Origin of the sequence: Shewanella sp. TB7-MNA-CIBAN-0143 (genome assembly GCF_040310065.1) — a bacterium.
In the GTDB taxonomy this organism is placed as follows: domain Bacteria; phylum Pseudomonadota; class Gammaproteobacteria; order Enterobacterales; family Shewanellaceae; genus Shewanella.
Genome location: NZ_JBEOPL010000008.1, coordinates 145,112 through 165,885, shown reverse-complemented (window position 1 = coordinate 165,885; position 20,774 = coordinate 145,112). Strand labels below are relative to the sequence as shown.

13 protein-coding genes are annotated in these 20,774 nt (G+C 41.1%); 6 read left to right on the top strand and 7 right to left on the bottom strand.

Going from position 1 to position 20,774, the window contains the following annotated elements; genetic code table 11:
• Window positions 1–282: 282 nt before the first annotated feature.
• A complete protein-coding gene (locus AAEY97_RS08855; protein ID WP_101085995.1) occupies window positions 283–1,182 on the bottom strand; it encodes a LysR family transcriptional regulator in 900 nt (299 codons plus the stop codon).
• A gap of 134 nt (window positions 1,183–1,316) precedes the next feature.
• Here AAEY97_RS08855 and fdhD point away from each other — a divergent pair, with 134 nt between their 5' ends.
• Entirely contained in the window at window positions 1,317–2,132 is an 816-nt protein-coding gene (gene fdhD, locus AAEY97_RS08850) for a formate dehydrogenase accessory sulfurtransferase FdhD (RefSeq protein WP_162022385.1), read from the top strand.
• On the top strand, window positions 2,125–4,470 hold the full coding sequence (locus AAEY97_RS08845) for an FdhF/YdeP family oxidoreductase (protein WP_350998170.1): 2,346 nt from the start codon (window positions 2,125–2,127) through the stop codon (window positions 4,468–4,470). The genes fdhD and AAEY97_RS08845 overlap by 8 nt, the downstream gene beginning before the upstream one ends.
• Window positions 4,471–4,519: 49 nt before the next feature.
• Here the strand turns inward: AAEY97_RS08845 and AAEY97_RS08840 are convergent, their stop codons facing one another.
• Together AAEY97_RS08840 and AAEY97_RS08835 are read right to left on the bottom strand one after the other, a co-directional pair.
• Entirely contained in the window at window positions 4,520–5,167 is a 648-nt protein-coding gene (locus tag AAEY97_RS08840) for a DsbA family oxidoreductase (protein ID WP_123777318.1), read from the bottom strand.
• Between the two features lie 166 nt (window positions 5,168–5,333).
• Window positions 5,334–5,876 (bottom strand): carboxymuconolactone decarboxylase family protein, encoded by a 543-nt coding sequence (locus AAEY97_RS08835; protein ID WP_123777319.1) that lies wholly within the window; start codon window positions 5,874–5,876, stop codon window positions 5,334–5,336.
• Window positions 5,877–6,405: 529 nt separating this feature from the next.
• Here AAEY97_RS08835 and AAEY97_RS08830 point away from each other — a divergent pair.
• Window positions 6,406–7,491: a PepSY-associated TM helix domain-containing protein gene (locus tag AAEY97_RS08830; RefSeq protein ID WP_350998166.1), complete on the top strand. Its 1,086-nt coding sequence runs from the start codon at window positions 6,406–6,408 to the stop codon at window positions 7,489–7,491.
• A gap of 78 nt (window positions 7,492–7,569) precedes the next feature.
• Here the strand turns inward: AAEY97_RS08830 and AAEY97_RS08825 are convergent, their stop codons facing one another.
• Window positions 7,570–8,739 (bottom strand): lipid-transfer protein, encoded by a 1,170-nt coding sequence (locus AAEY97_RS08825; RefSeq protein ID WP_350998163.1) that lies wholly within the window; start codon window positions 8,737–8,739, stop codon window positions 7,570–7,572.
• A gap of 414 nt (window positions 8,740–9,153) precedes the next feature.
• Here AAEY97_RS08825 and AAEY97_RS08820 point away from each other — a divergent pair, with 414 nt between their 5' ends.
• Together AAEY97_RS08820 and AAEY97_RS08815 are read left to right on the top strand one after the other, a co-directional pair.
• Window positions 9,154–10,356, top strand: coding sequence for an ammonium transporter (locus AAEY97_RS08820; RefSeq protein WP_101086001.1), 1,203 nt, complete (start codon window positions 9,154–9,156; stop codon window positions 10,354–10,356).
• Between the two features lie 335 nt (window positions 10,357–10,691).
• Window positions 10,692–14,282: an FG-GAP repeat domain-containing protein gene (locus AAEY97_RS08815; protein WP_350998160.1), complete on the top strand. Its 3,591-nt coding sequence runs from the start codon at window positions 10,692–10,694 to the stop codon at window positions 14,280–14,282.
• A 73-nt stretch (window positions 14,283–14,355) separates the two neighbouring features.
• Here AAEY97_RS08815 and AAEY97_RS08810 read toward each other — a convergent pair whose 3' ends face one another.
• Together AAEY97_RS08810 and AAEY97_RS08805 are read right to left on the bottom strand one after the other, a co-directional pair.
• Window positions 14,356–14,604 carry a hypothetical protein gene (locus tag AAEY97_RS08810; protein WP_162022379.1) on the bottom strand — a complete coding sequence of 83 codons (249 nt, stop codon included), beginning with the start codon at window positions 14,602–14,604 and terminating at the stop codon, window positions 14,356–14,358.
• Window positions 14,605–14,740: 136 nt separating this feature from the next.
• On the bottom strand, window positions 14,741–16,144 hold the full coding sequence (locus AAEY97_RS08805) for a hypothetical protein (RefSeq protein ID WP_350998156.1): 1,404 nt from the start codon (window positions 16,142–16,144) through the stop codon (window positions 14,741–14,743).
• A gap of 288 nt (window positions 16,145–16,432) precedes the next feature.
• On the opposite strand from AAEY97_RS08805, the gene AAEY97_RS08800 reads away from it, so the two are divergent.
• Window positions 16,433–17,920: a CotH kinase family protein gene (locus AAEY97_RS08800; protein ID WP_350998153.1), complete on the top strand. Its 1,488-nt coding sequence runs from the start codon at window positions 16,433–16,435 to the stop codon at window positions 17,918–17,920.
• Between the two features lie 86 nt (window positions 17,921–18,006).
• Here AAEY97_RS08800 and AAEY97_RS08795 read toward each other — a convergent pair whose 3' ends face one another.
• Window positions 18,007–20,193: an OsmC domain/YcaO domain-containing protein gene (locus AAEY97_RS08795; protein ID WP_350998150.1), complete on the bottom strand. Its 2,187-nt coding sequence runs from the start codon at window positions 20,191–20,193 to the stop codon at window positions 18,007–18,009.
• Window positions 20,194–20,774: the final 581 nt, after the last annotated feature.

The window sequence follows — 20,774 nt, the reverse complement described above, 5'->3', positions numbered from 1 at the left end:
GCTATTATATCAACAATCACAGGCTTGCAGCAAACATAAACCCAAGTTAAGTTGCAATCATTTAAGACATCAATTTTAGGACAGCTATTTTTAGGACAGCTATTTTTAGGACAGCTATTTTAGGACAGCTATGACACCCAAAAAGCAGCGTTGTCATTAACAGGTGTTATCTTTGCTGCCGTTAAGATGCCACCAGCCAAGTTGAATGATGCGATATTAACAATATCCACGCCTATCTGAGTTTGCTAGCATGATGCTTTAACGGCAAAACACCTGCAAAAATTACCCCATTTCAATCAGACTCACAAATTCGCGCATCGCTGGTGAGACACTGTATTTACGGGTAATAAACACCGTATTACCCGATTCAATACCTTGCAGTTGTCGGTAATGCAGATTGAATAACTGCTGAGCTGATTTTGCAATACCGCTGCTGACAATCGCGTAGCCAATATTGTGTTTTACCGCGCTGACTAGGTGAAATAACGAATCGGTTTCTAACACCACATTAAAGCGTAAATCCGTTTCTGCCATCGCATTATCAATGTATTGCCTAAACTGCATATTTTGGCTCAACAACACCAATGGTAAACGTTGCAAATTATTAAGGGTTAATCGGTTATCACTTAGCGCAGTAGTGTCGAGTTGATTAACAAGTGCTTGGGTTGATAATACCGCCATATCATTATCAATCTGCGGATAAAAATGAAACGTGCGACGATTCGCCTCAGTAAGGTTTTCATCAAACCCTAAACCGATATCAATTTGATGCAAAGTCAGTTGCTCAATCAGCTTTTCATTGGTGGTCACCAAGAGCGTTACGGCAATATTAGAATGCAGCTCGTTGAATGCTTTAATTATCGGCATAATATCGACACTCGACTGCGGCACAATGCCAATCCGCAAAGAGCCGATTAATGGCCCGCTAAACACACTCAATTCTTGTTTTAACGCCGCTTGATCTAACAGCATTTTTTCTGCATAGCGCAATACAATCTGTCCAGCATCGGTTAACGCAACAAACTGACTGCCGCGCACCACTAGCTCGGTACCAAAGCTTTTTTCCAACGCAGTAATACTGGCTGACAAAGTCGGCTGGGTAATATGGCAAGCTTTGGCTGCTTTAGCAAAATGCTTAAACTGCGCTAATTCATAAAAATAATGTAACTGTCTCAGGTTCATACGCCCTTCAAAGTCTACCTATCAATTCCACTATATTAATAGATAAAAACTATCACCGCATAAATTTGTTTGATTGGCTTTGTGTATTAGCGCCCCCTAAACTGTGATCCACGTCCGGTTTTGAGTCTATACACATGAATGCTTCATATAAATGGTTGCCCCCCATTGAACATCTGGTAGAGGAAGCGGCTGCCGCCATTAATATTAACGGGATTAACTATGCTGTGATGATGGTCACCCCTGATGATATTGAAGATTTTGCGATTGGTTTTTTATTTGCCGAAGCCATTATCCAACACGATCATGACATACATGACATTCAAATAACGCCATCAGATAGCGGCTTTATGGTTGAAGTGACTATCGCCAATCGTTGTCTGTCGGCCTTAAACAGTAAAAAACGTCGGCTCGTGGGTGCAACAGGTTGCGGTATCTGCGGTGTTGAAGCAATAGAACATGCACTGCCTCAATTAGCTATTCTTCCGGTCACACGCCCCATTGACATTAATAACCTTGAAACCTTAAAACAACGTATTGCCGACAGCCAAATAAAAGCTCAACAAAGTGGTGCGATACATGCGGCTTTAGCGTTAACAGCACAAGGCGACATTATCGCCTGTCGTGAAGACATCGGCCGTCATAATGCACTCGATAAACTTATCGGCATGTTAATAAGGCAAACAACCGCGACGCAAAAAACATCATGTAATACCTTATTAATCACCAGTCGTTGTAGCAGTGAATTGATCCATAAAGCGGTTCTTTTTGGCGCTAACAATCTTATTAGTCTAGCTTCGCCAAGCCAACTGGCAGTCAAGCTGGCACTAAAATACAACCTCAATATTATTCACATACCCAAGTTTTCAGCGCCTATTTATTATTCCAGTTACGATTGTCATTTTAATGTTAACCGTCTATCGCTGAGCCCTATCGGAGAAATTCATGTCTAGTCATCACCAAAAACCAACTAAAGCCGGCGGATTTCCTTCACTGCAAGCCACATTTACTCATGTACTTCGCAGCCAGCACACCAAGCAAAACCTTAAAAACTTACTCCGTGTTAATCAAACTGATGGCTTCGATTGCCCGGGTTGTGCATGGGGTGATAACAAGCAAGGTGCATTTCAGTTTTGTGAAAATGGCGCCAAAGCTGTGGCATGGGAATCAACAGGTAAAGGCGTTGGCCGCGATTTTTTTGCTCAACATTCGGTACGCCAACTAACAAAACAGACTGACTACTGGTTAGAGTATCAGGGGCGTTTAACCGAACCAATGCGCTTTAATGCGATAACGGATCACTATGAACCAGTAACCTGGTCTGAGGCATTTTCGATTATCGCCACCAAGCTCAACAGTTTAAGTAGCCCTGACCAAGTTGAATTTTACACTTCTGGACGCGCCAGTAACGAAGCCTCCTATCTATACCAGCTCTTTGGTCGACTTTATGGCACCAATAACTTTCCCGATTGCTCTAACATGTGCCACGAAGCTAGCGGTGTCGCATTAATTAACGCCATTGGAATAGGTAAAGGCACGGTAGTATTAGAAGATTTTGATGCCGCCGAAGCCATTTTTGTGTTTGGGCAAAACCCTGGCACCAACCACCCAAGAATGATGAATACTCTGCGCAAGGCCGCCAAACAAGGGGGTAAAATTGTCACTTTCAATAATCTTAAAGAAGTTGCCTTAGAAAAGTTCGCCAGTCCACAAAGCCCTATAGAATTGCTCACTCCAGCAGCCACTACCATCAGCCATTTGTATTTAACCCCTAAATTAGGCGGCGATATGGCCGCTGCACGAGGCATGGCTAAATTTATTATTGAACAACGTCCAGATAAAATTGACCATGAGTTTATACAGCAGCACAGTGCATTTTTTGAAGATTATCAACACAGTGTCACACACACTAGCTGGGATAAAATAGAACAGCAATCTGGACTGACAAAAGCAGAGATTATTCAAGCTGCGACCGTGTTCAGTGACAGCAAAACCGTGATCAGTTGCTGGGCAATGGGCTTAACTCAACATAAGCATTCGGTCGACATTATTCGTGAAGTCGTTAACCTGCATCTGCTATGTGGTCAAATAGGCAAAAAAGGCGCCGGATTATGCCCAGTTCGCGGCCACAGTAATGTGCAAGGCAACCGCACTATGGGCATTAATGAAAAGCCGTCTGCCGCTTTTATTACCAGCTTAGAACAACATTTGTCTACCAGCTTACCGCGGCAAGCGGGCCACAATGTGGTCGAAGCCCTTAAAGCCCTGCACAGTAAACAGAGTAAGGTGCTAATTTGTTTAGGTGGAAACCTTGCGGCTGCGGCGCCCGATACTGATTTTACATACCAAGCAATGCGCAATGCTGAACTCAATGTTCAAATCAGCACTAAGCTTAATCGCAGCCACTTACAAGTAACACACGACGCCTTAATTTTACCTTGTTTAGGCCGCACTGAATTAGACAAGCAGCAAAGCGGCATTCAAAAAATCACCGTTGAAGACACCTTTAGCATGGTTCATGCTTCAACAGGCATGACCGAACCCGCCTCTGAACAATGTTTATCTGAAATTGATATTGTCGCTCAAATGGCTCATGCAACATTTAACCATTCCGGCTCGACTCAGCTCAACTCAACAAACCATGCCGCAAATAAACTAGATTGGCTGGCATTACGTGATGACTATGCACTAATCCGTCAGCTTATCGAAAATACCATCGACGGCTTTAGTGACTTTAATCAACGTATCGAGCAACCTGCCGGGTTTTATCTGGGGAATAGCGCTGCTGAGCTTATTTGGAATACCACTAACCAGTTAGCTCAATTTAATCCTAGTCAGTTGCCAAATTCAGTTATTGCAGATTGCTCAAGCAACGCACAAACAACTGCGTCATCCTCCGAACAACACCCTATTTTTCTACTGCAAAGTTTGCGATCTCACGACCAATACAACACCACTATTTATGGAATGGACGACCGATATCGCGGTATTAAAGGTAAGCGGAATGTATTGTTTATGAACCAACAAGATGCTGTTCAGCTTAATCTGCTTGAAGACCAACTTATTGATATACAGTCTATTGCCAACGACAATATCGTCCGCAAAGTCTGTGACTTTAGCGTGGTTTATTACGACATTCCACGCGGTAACATTGCTGCTTATTATCCTGAGACGAATCCACTGGTGTCAATCAACAGCGTCGGAATTGGCTCTTACACCCCAACCTCAAAATCAATCCCGGTGGTTATTACTCCATCAACCAAACAGGTGATTAGCGTGGCTCAGGTGTAAGTAACCTAAACTCGGGATAACAATACTCAAACAATGTAGCCCTAGCGCATTAGCGCTGGGCAACTAAATCGGCCAAAACTTGTTTATATGCTTCAACTGGATGCGCGCCGGTTAATGCACTCGATTGGTTAAAAATGACCGTGGGTACACCCGAAATACCAAGTTGCTGCCAATGAGCCTCTTTGGCGCGAACCTGTTCTGCCACTGCAGCGTTATCAAGTAAACTCATGGCTTCTGCGGCATTAATACCCACTGCGGTGAGCTCAGCGGTCAACACCTCACGGTTTGAAATATCTTTATGTTCGCTAAAAAAGGCGCTGAATAAACGCAATTTAAGCTCCGTTTGCTTACCGACCTCTTTCGCGTATTCCAACAACACATGAGCGTCTAAAGTGTTAACCATTTTCATCTGTTCAAAATAGTCAAAAATAAAGCCATGTTCAGCCCCCTGTTGAGCAATATTGGCCCGTGCACGAACGCTACCTTCTGGGGTTGTGCCGTATTTTCTGGCTGAATGCTCACGCAGATTTTCACCTTCAGCAGGCATGTTAGGGTTAAGTTCAAATGGTTGCCACTCAATCTCAACTTGATCTTGCAGCCCAAGTTCATTTATCGCTGCTTCTAAGTGTTTATAACCGACGATGCACCAAGGGCACACTACATCTGAAATAATATCGAGCTTAATCTTTGCTGTCATTTGGCTGTCCTCATCTCTTCAAGTACGCTTTTTCACTGTAACGTGATAAAAAAATACCAATGCCATTTGCGATAACGCGGCATTGGTATTATGAAGTCATACATGAATCGACTTATCGTGAATGATAATCTTTGATAAAAATGTCGGTAACAATGTTAGTAAAGAATTACCAAGTAAACTTTTTGAATGCATCATCAACCGGTGTTTTTGCTACATGGTTGGTGTAGTTACTGATCACTTTTTGTGACAAGCCTAAAATGATTTCTAACACCTGCTGTTGGCCATAACCTGCGGCATAAAATGCTGCTAGTTCTGCTTCAGAAATATTGCCGCGGTTACGTACAATACTTAGTGTCGCATCTTGTAACGCTTGTAATTTTGCAGTTGGCATCGCCGCTTTATTACGTAGTGCTTCAGTTAACGCTGGGTCTACTTTCATTGAATGTGCAATACCTGTATGTGCTGGTACACAATAGCCACATTCGTGTTCAACGTTAATGGTTTGCCATACAACCGTTAGCTCTTCAGGGTTAAATGATGTGTCTAAAAAGGCCTGATGTAACTGTTGGTAAGCTTGCAACGTGCTTGGAGATTCTGCTAAAACGCCAAATAAATTGGGAACCATACCCATTTGTTTTTTAGCACCCTCTAACATAGCTTTGCTGCCTTCTGGTGCGGTGTCTACTGTATGAATAGTAAATGCAGTCATAATATTCTCTCTTCTAGATAAATAAATTTAGGAGCGTTTCGTTTCGAATTGAGTCCACTATAAACCAATTTGAACAATCGCTCAAGTTTATTTTGAGTGATTGCTCAAATTGATTGTTGTTATTCACATTTACACTAGAGAATATTGCTTATTATCAGAATAGTATGAGTTTTAAAAAATATAAAATAATCACTAAACTCAGCCGTTAATGCTAATTCTACTAGCCACTTGAACATTTAGATTGTCAATTATTGAGGCATCTAGAAATGCGTAGCGACAGCTCTAATAGGGTGAAGTACGATCTAATTAATAACAATCCCAGAATAAAGCACTTACGCCAAAACGATATTTAGACGATAAATGGGTTTATCCCCCCACATCTTTACACTTCTTTAATTGAACAAATAATTGAGATTAATTATCATTACCGCAAGTTTGTGGATTTGTATTAACGTTTATAAAAAATAATAAAATCAGCAGGTTTAACACTCTATTGCAATACTGCATGGCATAATTTGAGCAAACAAAAATGAACATGGTTTCGACATTAAAATGGTTTCACAACTGGGTAGGTTTTTTTATTAGCATCACCATGTTAATAGTACTTACCACTGGGGTATATCTCGGTAGCGTTGATTTGCTCAAACGCCTAGACAGTAAAGATCAAACATACTCTCCAATCACACTTGAACAAAAAGCCGATACTGTTGCGAGTGTATTTGAGCGCTATCCCGACATGAGTACTGTTCGCTTTCCAACAGAACATACGCCATATATTCAAGCTAGCACTCGTGGTAAATCAATTGCATTGGACAAAGAGTTAAATGAACTGTCGAGTAGCTCCTCTTTCGATTTACCTGGATATAGCACGGTATTTTGGTTGCATCGAAATTTTCTCATCGACAATGGTGGTAAATACATTAATGCATGGGCATCGCTTGCGGGGGGCATCGTAACCTTAATTGGCATTTACCTGTGGTGGCGAGTGCGTAATGGATTTAGATTAAAACAAAGTATTCCTAAAAATACCCGCTCAAGCAGTTTACTTAAAAGCCACATTCAACTGGGATTATTTATTTCAGTACCATTGTTTATATTGTGTATCAGCGGATTTTTAATCACTTACAACAGCTTATGGACAGGTGTTCTTAAGCAAGATTCCACCAACGAACAGACACTAACTTATTCTGTCAGCCAACCAAGTCATTGGTTGAGCCAGCTAAGCAATGCACAACAAATTTGGCCAGACGCAGAGCTTGTATCAGTAAGTAAACCACGCTCTAAACCCAATAAAGACCAGCAAGCAGAAACAGATAAACCACAAGACCTTGTGTACAGTATTCAATTCGATGAACATCAGGGCGTGTGGTTAAGAGAAGCTGATCGCATCAACATGAATTATCAACAAGGAACGATTGAGTCAGTAATCAAACACAGTGACCGACCTTTATTAGCTAAAATTGCCAGTTTTGTTCGGCCTCTACACGATGGACTGTACATGCCAGCAAGCTATGTAATGTTGATTACCTTGGTGTCACTCATTGGCACATTGATTTTATCATTCAGTGTGGTGACCTTTTACCGACGTACTTTTAGTCGCAAAAAAGCCAGTTAACGAACAGCCCACCTTGTTGCGCTACATTGCCTTCATACATCGACGACACTGTAGCGCAGCATGAAATCAAACCGTTAGCTAAACGCCATATAACGTCACCACCACCGCGCCACCTAAACCTACATTATGTTGCAGCGCTAATGTGGCATTGTCGACTTGCCGGTTGCCAGCTTGACCACGTAAGTGCCATGTCAGCTCGGTACATTGTGCCAGCCCAGTGGCACCAATTGGATGTCCTTTCGACATTAATCCACCCGATGGCCCAATAACAAATTTGCCACCATAAGTGTTGTCACCATTGGCAATCAATTCAGCTGCGCCGCCTTCAGGACATAAGCCTAATGCTTCATAAGTGATCACCTCATTTGGGGTAAAACAATCATGCAGTTCTATTACATCGATATCGTTGGGGTCGATACCAGCATCATCATAAACCTGCTGCGCCGCTTGTTGGCTCATTCCCTTACCGACGGCATAAATTGGGTCTTGCCACGACTGCTCGGTATCAGTTGCCATTGCCTGCGCAATAATCTTTACCTTGGATGTAATGCCGTTTTGACGGGCAAATTTTTCGCTGCAGACAATGGTTGCAGCCGCACCACAGGTGGGAGGACAAGCCATAAGCCGTGTTAAGTAGTTATCGTAGATTAACTTGTCATCAAGTACTTGCTGATACGTTAATGGCGTTGAAAACATCGAGTATGGATTTTGTAACGCATGACAACGTGACTTTTCGGCCACCTTGGCAAAAATATCGGCACCGACGTGATACTTATCCATATAATGTCGGCCAGCAGCACCAAAAGCGCGTAATGCAATTGGACCTTGCGGGGCATTAAACTGCTTTAACACTGGCTCAATCCGCTCAAAAGGGCTTTCTCTGTCGGTCCAATGCGATCCCAATGCACCTGGTTGCATTTCTTCAAACCCAAACGCTAACGCACAATCTACTTGTCCAGATAACACCGCCTGACGCGCTAGAAATAACGCTGTCGAGCCACTAGAACAATTATTATTAACATTGATAATTGGAATGCCGCTTTGAATTACATCGTAGAATGCATGCTGAGCGCAGGTGCTGTCGCCATAAATATAGGCTCCATATGCTTGGCCAATTGACTTGGCGTCAAGACCTGCATCGGTTAATGCTAGCTTTATCGCTTTAGCCGCCATGACACGATAGGGCTCATGCTTACCTGGTTTGCAAAATGGGATCATTCCCACTCCAGCCACTCTTACTGTTGTCATATTGCTCCCGTAATGCTGTTTCTAGTGAGATGTTATTGGGGATCAGTTATTGATAATTTGGAATAGGGATCTTTACAACCGATGTATTTAAGCCCTCGTTATTGGACAATATTAGCTTAATGACAACTGTTAACATAAAGTTAATTTACCTGTAGTACAACGCACCAAATGAAAGCGATAGCGCACCAAAATGAAACATTATCAGTCCAAGCATCAATCATTACTGACACTATTGAGCATTGAACCGACATGAAAACGCACCGAAGTAGAACATTTAACGGATCATTTCAGCAACATTTTCAGCCATTTGCACCATATGGGTTCATGAATATGCCAGTCAAGTAACGGTTTAGGAATGACTTTTGCTTTATAAAAGTATGAATTTCAACAGAGAATCGTTTTGTGGGAACTGAAATGAATAATATTAGTGATGCTATTGGCGTCATTGCACAAAGTGCAGACACCTTGTTTATCTTACTTGGTGCAATTATGGTGTTAGCCATGCACGCAGGCTTTGCATTTTTAGAAATGGGCACAGTGAGACATAAAAACCAAGTCAATGCCTTGGTGAAAATTCTAACTGACTTTGCTTTTTCCGCTATTGCCTACTTTGTCATTGGTTATCAAATTGCTTACGGCAATCACTTTTTTGTCAGCGCAGAAAGCTTAACCACTGATAATGGTTACCAACTGGTTAAATTTTTCTTCTTACTCACATTTGCAGCAGCCATTCCAGCCATTGTATCTGGCGGTATTGCTGAACGCGGCAGTTTTAGGCCTTTTTTACTGGCTTCAGCTTTGATTGTTGCCTTCGTATACCCGTTATTTGAAGGGATTATGTGGAACGGTAATTATGGCTTCCAAGCTTGGTTAGAAAGCCAATTCGGCGCCCAATTCCATGACTTTGCAGGTTCCGTTGTGGTACATGCCATGGGCGGTTGGTTAGCCTTAGTCGCCATCTATTTATTAGGTGCCCGACGCGGCCGCAAACCCGGTATCGCTTTTGCACCATCAAATATTCCGTTCTTAGCGCTAGGCTCTTGGGTGTTAATTGTCGGTTGGTTTGGCTTTAACGTTATGTCAGCGCAAACCCTCGATGGAATTAGTGGCTTAGTGGCGGTAAACAGTTTAATGGCTATGGTTGGCGGTACGATTGTGGCACTTGTGGTGGGTAAGAATGACCCTGGTTTTATTCATAACGGACCACTAGCAGGCTTAGTGGCTGTGTGTGCCGGTTCTGATTTAATGCATCCTGTTGGCGCATTTGTGGTTGGCGGTGTCGCTGGAGGTTTGTTTGTTTTCGTATACACCAAATTACAGCGCAGCAACAGAATAGACGACGTTCTAGGTGTATGGCCACTACACGGTTTATGCGGTGTGTGGGGCGGTATTGCAGCGGGTATTTTTGGCCAGCAAGCTTTCGGAGGCCTTGGCGGAGTCAGCTTTATGTCACAACTTATCGGTAGTATTGCTGGTGTTGTGGTGGCAATTGTTGGCGGTATGATTGTGTATGGCGTGGTTAACAAGCTATCGAGTTTACGCTTAAGCCAAGAAGATGAATTTATTGGGGCGGATTTAGCGATTCATAAAATTGGTTCAACCAATTCAGATAAATAGTTAAAAAGATAACCATTAAAAAAGGCAGAATCTTCATTCTGCCTTTTTTGTCTCCTTTGTCCCGTCCTGAAATATGTTCGCTCATTAAAGATAAACAAATTCATTAAAATCAATAATATTAAACCCTTATCGCCAATCCGAAACACCCCAAAATGAACACTTAATCAGGGAGACGTATGCGGCCATCATTCAGCGTCTTTGGCCTTAATAAAATAACTGACTTAAGCATAAATTTACATTGCAAAAATCATATCTAAATCCTAGTATACGCAAAAAAATAAACAATAAATTTACATAAAAATCACACTTATATAGCATTGTCACAAGGATGAAAAATGTTAACCAAAAACCAACTTTCGTTTGCCTTAGCGATTTTATTTTCCCTTTCTGCTTGTGGCGGTGGCGGAGACTCATCAGACTCTCCTTCAGAAACACCTGATGGTTCAACAAACACGAACTCACAATCTAATATCATTAAAAATGCCGATAATTATAATGCGATTGAACTTGAAAACGCTGCAGCGCAGTTAATCATCGCACGCTATACGGGGTCAAAATCATTGGCCACATTGACGCTAACAAATACCCAACATGCCTTTAAACAAGTCATAAATGGAGAAGGTATATTACTGCCCAACTTACATTTAGAAGAGCTTGATTATAATGTTAACGAATCTGGTAAAGTGGATTTTACTGCTCAATGCTCTACCTCCGGCAGTGTCAAATTTAAAGGTCAGTTAAGTACTCAATTTACGGGTAACCTTGCCATTAGTTACAATAATTGTAGTGATGGTTATAGCAATAATGTAACCGGCAATATGGCTTTTTCAATAAAAACTGCCACAGAAAGCCAATACAATTTTAGCTTTAACTTTGATAATTTATCTTGGAAAGAAGGTAATCTCACAACATCACTCACTGGCACCTATGGAATTAATAGCCAAGAAACGCCTAATACTTCCCAATACAGCAATAGTATCAAAACCAATCTTCTTTATACTTACTCAGGCCAAACTCAAGCACTTGTTCAGATAACTCAAACTCAATCGTATAAGGATAACCTGTTTAGTTGGGTTATTTCAGGTTCATACTTTCACAGTAAGATTGGTCAATTCAATATATCTACCAATGCTTTAGATGGAAATTTAGAACAAGGAAAGATCATATTTAAGGGCACCAATTCGTCTACGCTGGAGTTTTTGAATGGTCCAGTAAAATATACTCAAGATACAGACAACAATGGCATTGATGATGTAGGTACTTACTTTGCATCTATTTATGACTTAATCGGCAGTAATTTATCAAATAAACAGCTTGTTGATGTGGCTAAGATGTCATTACCTCCAGAAGCTTCAGCGCCCTATGGAAATAATTATCAGTTATATACAACTACACCACTGACTGTGTCGCCTGGGTATTATTACGACCCAGATAACAGCAATGACCAACTCACTGTCAGTTACCGTTGGTACATTAATGGCCAACCTGTCGCAGGGCAAACAAGTAATATCCTACCAGCTCATATTGCTGTTTTCGGCGATGAAGTAAAAGTGGTAATGGTCGTCTCCGATGGGATTAACACTGTTGAAAGTGATTACTTTTTCTTTACCATTAATGACTCACCGTCACAATTTAATGCGGTTAATCTCCCAAGCAACATTCAATCGGGACAAACCGTGCAATTTAGCGCATTGCTCACCGACCCAGACAATATTGATCCATCAAAAATTGGATCCTTAATTTCAGGCCCTAATGGTGCAACCATTGACAGCCAAGGTCTGGTCACGTGGCATGTAGGAAGTGACTATATTTTTCCACAGCAAAGTGTCGATTTTGTTTTTGCACTGACCGATTCAAATGGCAACATTCTAGAATCAGCAACGGTTTCACTTGATGTGAATGCCGATAAGCCAATGCCACTGGCTCGTTCAGGTATTGAGGTTCCTTATTACGAAAAATCTATGTGGGTGGGTGATTTTGATGGCAATGGTATTAATGAAGTCATATCAACAGATAATAACAACAGGCTGTTCATTCTAACCGAACAAAATGGTAGTTATGTGCAAACCTGGCTTTATCCATTTAAAGTGGCATCACAAGGCACAATTCAACAAGTTTTGGTTTTTGATACTAACAAAGATAATCGTGATGATATTGTGGTAATAACAACACACGGGATCAGTGTTATTAACGATCTCAATGCCTTGTCATACGAATTATTAGCTACAGATGATACGATCTTCAGCGCTGCAATTGATGATATCGATAATGACGGGGTCCCAGAAATTGCTTATTTGCATTCTCGAGCGCTGACTTCTTACGATGCAGAACCCATGCTCAGTGTTATCAGTATGTCAGCACCTTCAGAAACGCTGTTTACAACCAATATTAGTGCTCAACAAGTCATCTTTTCCAATGTGGATCTGCAACCAGGCCTTGAACTGATCACAAATACTGGCTTAGTTTACGATACCCAGAGTTGGCAAAATAAATGGGCTAACAGCACGCCATTTGGAGACCGAGCCGTAACTGCCGGTGACTATAACGACGATGGTGTTAATGAAATTGCCGGCGCGAATAATTGGGGAGCTATCACTGTCTATTCTGCAGTCAATAAATCGCAATTAGCGACGACAGAAGTCTTTAATACTTGTTCCATCAGTACCATTAATTTGGATAATGATAAGGCCGACGAGTTAGTGGTTGGTGAATGTCAGTCAGGACAATTGCATGCTTATAACTTAAATATTAATACACTCTCTGAGTTATGGTCTGTATATATTCCATATACTGGGGTGAGTTCGTTAACTGTGGGTGATTCAGACAATGATGGCGAAGACGAACTTCATTGGGGCTCTGGCACAATGAGCACCGGGGCAGACAGTTTTCATGTCGCAGATCTCGGCATTAATACGATAAACATCAAACCATCAACCCCCACCATTCAATTAGATACTTTTAGCAGTGCTGGTTGGTCAACTATTACCGATAATGATGAAAAAGCCGTATTCTTTGTTCCGCAAACAGCAAGCGGTTATGAAGGAAGCCGAATCCTGACAATGGCAGCAGATGGCTCTTACCAATTGAGTGAGCAAATATCGTCAAATTGGGATAATAGCTTTCATGCTGTCACCACTGATTACAATCATGACGGTTTTGGTGATTTACTGCTGCCAACAGCAGAATATTACGATGGGCGCATGAGCGTTATGCAATTATTTGATTATAGCTTCCATTGGCAATCTACAATCAGCAGCCAATCTGATATTGGCGTGATAAAGGCATTTGATATCAATCAAGATGGATTTGAAGATGCCATTTATGCCGATGGAAAAGTACTCAAAATAGTCAATATTGAAGATCAAAGTCTGATTGCGCAATACAGTTTTGAAAGCAATATCACAGACTTTGTTATATATGAAAACACCGTGATTGTGGCCCGAAAAGATACGGTCAGTGTATTAACGCTAAATACTTACTCTCTGTCAGAGCAGTCTTTTATCAATCAACGTTGCCAATATTTAACGTTACTCAACAAAGACACCGACCTTCAACAAGAACTAATTTGTATTGAAGGTGATCATTATGAAAACATCAGTAATATCTATACATACGAAATAGACAACTTAGTGCTTGTTGAGAAAAGCAAAAAAGCATTCGATCGTTCAATCTATGGTATTGCTATCGATGAATCTACCCGTAATAACCAAGGGTATTTTGTCACTGTCCAAAAAGGTCAAGGTTATACCGGTGAGTCTGATGTCAGTTACCACATTGAAAAACATGACGCTAACAGTAATGTCGTCTGGCGAAGCCCTGGCTTAATTGGAAAACCATCAGAGCAAGGGCTTAAAGCGCGATACTCTAGCAGTAATGGTACCCAGTTAATGCTGTCGACCCAAAAAGCTATGTATATGATTAATTAACAAATAATTTAATGTGTAATAAAAAAGGCAGAATATTCATTCTGCCTTTTTTGAGGCCAAGCAATTTAGTTCATCAATGCTTAGATTTAAGCCCATTTTTAACCATATCTTGACCACTTTCGAAGATTTCTGCGGTAATCCAACGGCCAAGTAATAGCTTGTGGTTATCACCAAATACCGCAACAAAATGACGTCCGTCGGCATGACTAGTTGCCATACCCACACCCGCAACACCTTCCAAACCTAAACCGCCCTTTTCCACCGACAGTAAAAAGCGTTCTAATTCGGCTAAATTATCAATCACATCATTTTCAATATTCATTTGTATTCCCAACAACTTTAGATCAAAACTTGGGTGCTACTTTACCCCATTGAACCTCAATAAGGTATATTGTATGCCATCTGTGCCTATAGCGCTGGTAACTGTACCACTCACTCAGGTCTAGTCGCTAAGATGATTAAAAACGTAACGTAAAATCAATCAGCTGCGCATCGTCATCGTATGAATCAAAATTAATCGACAACATCACCGTCCCTTTTGTCAGCATAATGTTATCAAAATTATCTTCTGCGTTTGGGTATCGCTCCAACAATTGAGATTTGATAGTAGGCAACTGATAATTAGCAAGCACAGCATTAAATTCACTCATCGTTTGCGTGCCAAACATCGACTCGGTAATTTTAATTGAATTAACGACTCCTTGGCGATCAAAACCCAATAATACATTGCTATTCACCAGCACTTTTGGACCGTTGTCTGTCAATTGGATTTGGTTGATGAGCTGTTGTGGTTGCAAGGTATAAGCTTGCTTAAATGCTAATGTCAACAATGTTGCGATGTCGATATTATCAAAGTTACCGAACTTAACGTGATAATCATCAGTGACTGTTAATGGCATAATTGCAAAGCTGTTAAGTCGAGAAACAGCAGCATTATCTAGACTTTCATTATAGTCTTCAAAAGTTAATATCAATCGGCTATTTTTATCTCCCACACTGTAAACATCACCTTGCTTTTTAAGCGCTAAATGCGCTTTCACGCTAGCAAGCCCATCACCTTGACGCACTTGGTTAGCAATCACCCAATTATCACCATCATAGTTTTCACTTAAGGCAATTTGGTTTTGACCATGGCCATTTAACAATCCTAAATCCTGGGTAATCATCTCGATACGATTGTCTTTAACAACAAACCATAGACTGCGCCCATAACCATAAACGGTTGCACCATTGTCGAGTTGCAACTGAATACTGTGAGGACCTAATGCTTGTTGTAAAACATCAACCGAGTCACCAATGTGTATGCCATAGGCGCTGTCGGTTGTAATAAGCGCATCAGGTGCTTGGTGTTTTTGCGCTTGCTTTAATACATTCCCCTCGTTTGGCATCGTCAACTTTACTGTGGTTTGGGTATACGAAACTGATTTACCTTCACTGTTATAAGGTGTGGGATCTTTGCTCAGTTGTGTATCGTCACAAAAGGTAACGTATTGCGCAGTGGTAATCACATGGATTTGCTTGGTGATCGATTTAACTCGGCTACTGTCATCTTGCAAGTCAATACTTCGCTCAATTCCGCCAACACTTAATCTATCAATAATAATCGCATCCGCTCCTGCTGCTGCAGCTTTGCGCTGTATTTCCACAAAGGCTTGTTGTATATAAGCATCACGATGGGACAACACGCCATCACTAGACGATTCCAGCATGTCTGAGTCAATATCGTAGACGATTTTATCATTGGCTGTATCGATAGTGTGTGGACTACAAAGTGGGTGAAAATCTAAAATTGGCGGTAATTCATTGGCGTTTATAGCAGGGCTTAACATTGCACAGCTGAGCAAAAAAAGTGAAGGTTTCATTTATCGTCCTTGAATATTAATTATTAAGAATATGTTTTTTTACAAGACGTTAACATTATCATTGTTCACTAACCTAAAGATAAACCTCTTCACTGTAAACTTATTTATCTTATCGAATACCGGTGGCGACGGCTATTAGCACGCAAATATATCACAGTGAACAAGATCGCACTTTTATCGACTTGCTATTTTGTTCCACACTCACTGTGCAGTTTCTGCACTTTTACTCTCTAACATACGTGTAACGACTTCATATAAATAATCTTACCCAAGTACTAGGAGAGCCCGATGTTTTCCCTTAATAACTTACACCTCAAAAAGCGGTTAATTAACCAGCCAATGACACTATTACTTATCATGACACTCAGTTGTGCTTTTATACTCACAGGTTGTGGTAGCGACAGTGATAGCAACAGCGAAATAGCCGAAACGGTCATTAGCGCTGATACTGACACAAGCACTGATACTGAAACAGAGGTCACTGACGCAGATTTTGAAGCGAGCGATTGGACAGACGAAACCCACAGCAAAAATGTCGACCCTAACTTTGATGAAGTATTTAGTGATACCGAAGTTAAACGGCTTGATATCGTTGTCACACAAGCGCGCTGGCAAAGCATGTTAGATGACATGACGACACTCTATGGTGAATTTGGTAGAAGCTCATCAAATAGCTTAAGTGATACCGATGAAGATCCTATTTTTGTTCCAGCTGAAGTATTTTATAACGGCACGCAATGGTATCGCGTCGGCATCCGCTTTAAAGGTAATTCATCACTGCAAACTAGCTGGCAACAAGGCATTCTTAAACTGGCACTTAAACTTGATTTCGACGAGTATGAAGACGATTACCCGCAAATTAAAAACCAACGTTTTTATGGCTTTAAAAAGTTTAGTTTAAAAAATAACTTTGATGATGAGTCAATGTTACGTGAAAAAGTCGCAGCGGATGTGTTTAAAGACGCTGGGCTTGCTGTATCTCACACAGGGTTTTACACCTTATACGTTGACCATGGAGACGGCCCAGAATATTTTGGTTTATATACTCTTGTAGAAGAAATTGATGACACTGTAATCGACACGCAATTTTCTAGCGACAAAGGTAACTTGTACAAACCCGAAGATGATGGCGCAATGTTTGTTGATGGGTCATTTAATCAAGAAGACTTTGAGAAAAAAACTAACGAAGACGACGAAGATTGGTCTGACATACAAGCCCTGTTTACCGCCCTACACGACGACACTCGCACCACAGATCCTGAAACATGGCGAGCCAATCTAGAAACGGTATTTGATGTTGATGTATTTTTAAAATACTTAGCCGTTAATGGCATAATTCAAAACTGGGACACTTACGGCTTAATGCCACACAACTACTATTTATATAACAATCCAGACAATTCAAAACTGACCTGGATACCTTGGGACAACAACGAAGCATTGCAAGACGGGAAACAAGGTGGCGCATTGTCGTTAGACTTCTCAGACCTCAACTCAAGCAGCTGGCCACTCATATCAAAACTGTACGCAGATGATGTATACCGTGACCGCTACAACCAGTTTTTACTTGAGGTTATCAGCGATGCATTTGAAACCAATAAAATGCAAGCAAGCTACAATGCTTACTCTGCACTTGTTGCCCCTTATGCGACCACTGAAGTAACTGGGTATAGTTTTTTAGAAAGTAGCAGCGATTTTTACCGTGCTATCGATGAGCTAATAGAGCATGCAGAAGATAGATCCACTGCTGTAGAAAGCTATTTAGACAAACAGTAAGCACGCCACTCCTTCACAATATAGCGCAACAAAAAGCCCGCCACATAAATGGCGGGCTTTTTGCTATGCAAAACAGAACCAATAAACTAGATACTAAGGTTTGCTTTACGCGCTTGATGTAGTTTTTTGTAGCTTTCGATCAAACGTAAATGCGGTTCAATGCCTTCGAGATTCATGCTGGTTTTGCTCAGGCCATAAAAGCGTACTGTGCCATTAACCGAACCGACGACATTGTCCATCACTTCTTTACCGAACATGCGGTTAAAGTTACCGATAAAGTGCTCAAGTTCTAAGTCTTCATCTAAGGTCACTTCCAATACTGCATTCACAGCTTGATAAAACAGACCTCGTTGGACGGTATTGTCGTTAAACTGTAAGAACTCACCTACCAATTCAATCGCATCTTCGTGCGAGCCCAATGCAAGATAAATCAAAATCTTCAGTTCGATAATGGTTAACTGGCCCCAAACCGTATTCTCATCGAACACAATACCAATTAACGTACGAATATCGGTATGGTTATCTAGCTGGCTTTCTTCTAAGCGATTAACTAACTTACCTAACGCTTTAGTGCTTAATGAATGCAGATTTAAGATATCTTCACGGTAGTTTAAAGACTTATTGGTGTTGTCCCAAATCAAGTCATCTACTGGATATACTTCTGAATATTCCGGCACTAAAATACGACACGCAGATGCGCCTAAATCTGTAAACTCGGCAATATACACTTCTTTGCCCATGGCCTCTAAAATACCGAATAAACCGCTGGCTTCTTCTTCACTAGTACCGCTAAAGTCCCATTCACAGAATTCGTAATCAAACTTACTGCTAAAGAAACGCCAAGAGATAACCCCTGTTGAATCAATAAAGTGTTCAACAAAGTTTTCTGGCTCAGTCACTGCCATGCTATTAAAAGTAGGCTTTGGCACATCGTTTAAGCCTTCAAAGCTGCGACCTTGTAATAACTCGGTTAAGCTGCGCTCTAATGCCACTTCAAAGCTAGGGTGTGCACCAAACGAGGCAAATACACCACCAGTACGTGGGTTCATTAAGGTCACGCACATAACAGGAAATTGACCGCCTAAAGAAGCGTCTTTCACAACAATAGGGAAGCCTTGCTCTTCAAGTCCTTTAATGCCCGCTAAAATACTTGGGAATTTCTCTAGTACTACCATTGACACATCGGGTAGTACAATTTCTTGTTCGATAATTTGACGTTTAACTGCACGTTCAAAAATTTCAGATAAACACTGCACATGGGCTTCTTGCAGGTTATTACCCGCACTCATGCCATTGCTTAAAAATAAGTTTTCAATAAGGTTAGACGGGAAATAGACCGTTTCCCCATCTGACTGACGCGTGTATGGAATAGCACAAATGCCACGATCTTTATTGCCTGAGTTAGTATCAATTAAATGCGAGCCACATAACTCTTCATCGGGATTATAAATATCTAAACAGTATTCATCTAAAATGCCAGTAGGCAGAGCGTCATCATCCTCTAGCGCAAACCATTTCTCATTTGGGTAATGCACAAATTCGCTATTGGCGATTTCAGTACCAAAGAATTGATCGTTATAGAAAAAGTTATTATTAAGACGCTCTATAAACTCGCCTAAAGCAGAACATAACGCGCTCTCTTTAGTGGCACCTTTTCCGTTGGTGAAACACATAGGTGATGCTGCATCACGAATATGTAAAGACCACACATTAGGCACAATGTTACGCCATGACGAAATCTCAATCTTCATCCCAAGGTCGGCTAACAACCCCGTCATGTTTTTAATAGTCTGCTCAAGCGGTAAGTCTTTACCTAAGATAAAAGTACTCGCATCTGCTTCAGTTTGGCCCATCAGCATCGCATTGGCGTCGGCGTCTAAGTTTTCAACGGTTTCGATTTTAAACTCTGGCCCAGTCTGAACCACTTTTTTAACGGTACAACGATCGATTGAACGTAAAATACCTTGACGATCTTTATCCGAAATATCATCCGGTAACTCAACTTGAATTTGGAAAATTTGGTTATAACGATCTTCCGGGTCAACGATATTGTTTTGCGACAATTTGATATTTTCAGTCGAAATATCACGAGCTTTACAATACACCTTAATGAAGTAAGCGGCGCAAAGTGCTGAAGATGCTAAGAAATAATCAAAAGGACTAGGAGCAGAACCATCACCTTTGTAACGGATCGGCTGATCGGCGGTGACGGTAAAGTCGTCAAACTTAGCTTCGAGTCTCAAATTATCGAGAAAATTTACTTTGATTTCCATTGAATATATCCACAGTCTTGCGCAACCAAACGGCCAGCTTGTCTAAATTAGGGTGAATTATCGGTGTTTTTGACCCAATAGTCTTGGGTTAATTGCCAAAATGATAGCTTTAAGGTGATTTTGCAGGATAAACACTATTGATTCGCTAGCAGCAGAACAGTGCTAGTGTTTATAAAAATGACTAAATTGATGAACACGCTCATTTCAATAAAAATAAACAGATATCACTGTAGAGCCAATCGTCACAGATCGTATTATGAATGTATTAACGGCAAAGGTTAAAGCCAGTCTTGGTAAAGGCAAAACCCAATGTATAAATGATGAAAGGTTATCCCCCTCATTCATCGGCCACTAAGTCCGGTAAGACCTAGAAACACTAGGTCCTGTTGATCTTTCAAGGTTGTTTTTGCAGCGAATTGTTGGCCATTACTTAAACATGAGCTACAAGGCAGAGACTTTGTGGTGTAGTTATTCTACATAAAAAGTCGATAACACAGTAAAAATGACCTACAAACGCTGCCCGAAAGGTTCGGCTAAAAACGTTTTACTCTTTGTTGAATGCATTTTGCTTAGATGACTAG

What these genes read in the sequence shown, in the direction of transcription:
- AAEY97_RS08855 (WP_101085995.1), bottom strand. Translation starts at nt 1,182, where the DNA reads ATGAACCTGAGACAGTTACATTATTTTTATGAATTAGCGCAGTTTAAG.
- fdhD (WP_162022385.1), top strand. Translation starts at nt 1,317, where the DNA reads ATGAATGCTTCATATAAATGGTTGCCCCCCATTGAACATCTGGTAGAG.
- AAEY97_RS08845 (WP_350998170.1), top strand. Translation starts at nt 2,125, where the DNA reads ATGTCTAGTCATCACCAAAAACCAACTAAAGCCGGCGGATTTCCTTCA.
- AAEY97_RS08840 (WP_123777318.1), bottom strand. Translation starts at nt 5,167, where the DNA reads ATGACAGCAAAGATTAAGCTCGATATTATTTCAGATGTAGTGTGCCCT.
- AAEY97_RS08835 (WP_123777319.1), bottom strand. Translation starts at nt 5,876, where the DNA reads ATGACTGCATTTACTATTCATACAGTAGACACCGCACCAGAAGGCAGC.
- AAEY97_RS08830 (WP_350998166.1), top strand. Translation starts at nt 6,406, where the DNA reads ATGAACATGGTTTCGACATTAAAATGGTTTCACAACTGGGTAGGTTTT.
- AAEY97_RS08825 (WP_350998163.1), bottom strand. Translation starts at nt 8,739, where the DNA reads ATGACAACAGTAAGAGTGGCTGGAGTGGGAATGATCCCATTTTGCAAA.
- AAEY97_RS08820 (WP_101086001.1), top strand. Translation starts at nt 9,154, where the DNA reads ATGAATAATATTAGTGATGCTATTGGCGTCATTGCACAAAGTGCAGAC.
- AAEY97_RS08815 (WP_350998160.1), top strand. Translation starts at nt 10,692, where the DNA reads ATGTTAACCAAAAACCAACTTTCGTTTGCCTTAGCGATTTTATTTTCC.
- AAEY97_RS08810 (WP_162022379.1), bottom strand. Translation starts at nt 14,604, where the DNA reads ATGAATATTGAAAATGATGTGATTGATAATTTAGCCGAATTAGAACGC.
- AAEY97_RS08805 (WP_350998156.1), bottom strand. Translation starts at nt 16,144, where the DNA reads ATGAAACCTTCACTTTTTTTGCTCAGCTGTGCAATGTTAAGCCCTGCT.
- AAEY97_RS08800 (WP_350998153.1), top strand. Translation starts at nt 16,433, where the DNA reads ATGTTTTCCCTTAATAACTTACACCTCAAAAAGCGGTTAATTAACCAG.
- AAEY97_RS08795 (WP_350998150.1), bottom strand. Translation starts at nt 20,193, where the DNA reads ATGGAAATCAAAGTAAATTTTCTCGATAATTTGAGACTCGAAGCTAAG.